Annotated in this window: 3 protein-coding genes; all 3 read left to right on the plus strand. The window is 62.0% G+C overall.

Features of this window, described 5'->3' with window-relative positions; genetic code table 11:
- On the plus strand, nucleotides 1-1,017 hold a 1,017-nt coding region (locus tag ACP5E6_RS18605), incomplete at its 5' end, for an integrase (protein ID WP_427956887.1).
- 249 nt (nucleotides 1,018-1,266) lie between these two features.
- Entirely contained in the window at nucleotides 1,267-1,593 is a 327-nt protein-coding gene (locus ACP5E6_RS18610) for a hypothetical protein (protein ID WP_427956889.1), read from the plus strand.
- Between the two features lie 271 nt (nucleotides 1,594-1,864).
- Nucleotides 1,865-2,111: hypothetical protein (locus ACP5E6_RS18615; protein ID WP_427956892.1), on the plus strand; the 247-nt coding region annotated here is incomplete at its 3' end.

The following is a 2,111-nucleotide window of genomic DNA, read 5'->3' on the forward strand; positions in this document are numbered from 1 at the left end:
AGCTGCGCCCCGAGCGACCCGCTCGACGATCCCGGCCACGGCTCCACCCTCCGTCTCGCCTCGCGCTTCAAGATCGCCCGCGGCTATTCCTATTGGCTGGTCTTCCTGCGCGAGCAGGGCTGGCTCGACGAGACCGCAGCACCTGGCGATCGGCTGTCCGACGCCCGCAGTGCCGCCTGGTTCCGGTCGCTCAAAGCCCGCGGCAACCGGCCGGGCACCATCATCAGCCGCTTCGCCGAGCTGAGCCTCGCGATCAGGGTCCTGTCACCCGACGCCGACCGGCGCTGCGTCCTCCAGCCGAACGGCGCCTCGGTGCGCCGGCGGCTCGATGACGACCGGCGTGGCTTTCTGATCCCCGACGCCCGCGTCCTCTACCGCGAGGGCTACCGGCTGATGGACAGCGCCGATCCCACCAGACGCGATCGCTGGCGGACCCAGCTGCTCCAGTATCGCGACGGGCTGTTCTTCGCCATCCAGGCCGCCCGCGCCCGCCGTCTCGGCACCGTGGCGCAGACTACCATCAGCGACAATCTACGCCGCATGGACGATCGCTATCGCCTCGACTACGCCCCCGAACAGATCAAAACGAACCGCGTCGACCGCGTTCCGCTGCCGAAGCGGCTTACCCCCTATATCGATCGCTATCTCACCGAGATCCGCCCGCAGCTGCTGCGCGGCCAGACCCATGATGCCTTCTGGGTCGGCACGCTCGGCGAGCCGCTCGCCGAATCCGGCATCGAGAAACTGGTGCGAGTCCGCTCGCGCCGCCTGCTGGGCGTCCCGATCGGCACCCACCGGTTCCGCCACGCGATCGGTACCACCGCGCCTGCGGTCAACCGCGCCCAACCCCGGCTCGGCAGCACCGTGCTCAATATCAGCGAAACAGTCGCCCGCGCGCATTACAACCGCGCCAACGCCGATCTGGCCACTGAGCTGTTCCACCAGGACATGCTCGAACGTACCGAAGATGCCAACAGCCGGGAGAGATTGTCAAAAGTAAAGCAATCGACAGCTTAATTAGTCCTATAACAAGTTAAATATGGCTACGTAAAATAATCACTACACAATAAAATATCCCCGTCAGATCAAATAATAGTCAAATACTATTGAATATTACTACTATTTTACTATATCTATTCAGCAGACACTCCCAGGAACGGCCAAAATCCCGCGCCTCGACCTCGTGACGACGCGCGGCCGATCGTCTGCCGGCAGGGCTAGCCGCCCCGGATCCAACCGTTCCGATCCCTCCATTGGAGACTGACCATGACCCATCCGGTCAACCCGGAAACGGCGCAATACGCCGTGTCCGACACCGCACGCACATCCATCGACACGAACGCAGCACGCCATAGGGCCGATCTCGACATGCTCGAATTCGCCCTCAACATGCTCGGAATCGCCGTCGACATGATGCTCGCCCAGAGCGATCCCGCCACTGACCCGCACTTCGACACCCCGGCCGCACGGACGCACCGCGAAAACATCGCCGCGATCCGCCATGCCTGCGGCCTCGTCGAAAACCGCGGCACCGTCGCACTCCGCTCAGGCCGCGATCTGATCAACACCGTCGAAGGTTTGACTTCGGCATAGGCACAACCCCCCGTCCGGAACACCGGACGGGGGGTTTTTCTATGGCCGTTTTCGATTCCAAGTCGGACATAGGACGCCACGGGTGACGGGTTCAGAGGCGGACATTCAGCCGACTGCCTCGGCTGATAGCTTCGCGACCGCTACGGTCCCACGATTGCCCAAACACATGAGGTGGAGCGGCCATCGACAGTACGTAAGCCGCTGCAGGATTGCCGAAGGCTGCAATTCGTGGGAATCAAAGCGACTAAAACATTATGGTAGGGACGAAAGCATGCAGGCCAGTAATCGCAATCTGCCAGAATGGTTTGCAAGGGTTGCAAGTGGTCAGCTCCGCCTTCCGAGGTTCCAACGCTATGAGGCATGGGGCGCAAACGAAGTCGCCAACCTTTTAGAAGCTATGGTCCGTGACCTGCCCGCTGGCGCAGCGCTTATCTTAGAGGTCGGCGACAAGGAACAATTTTTCAGTAGGTCGATGGCTGGCGCGCCCGAGCCGAAGGAGCGGGTCACTGAACACCTTC

Origin of the sequence: Acidiphilium sp. (assembly GCF_049977125.1) — a bacterium.
In the GTDB taxonomy this organism is placed as follows: Bacteria; Pseudomonadota; Alphaproteobacteria; order Acetobacterales; family Acetobacteraceae; genus Acidiphilium.

Bases quoted from the DNA above. Each gene is read 5' to 3' on its own strand.
- ACP5E6_RS18610 (WP_427956889.1), top strand. From the start codon at position 1,267: ATGACCCATCCGGTCAACCCGGAAACGGCGCAATACGCCGTGTCCGAC.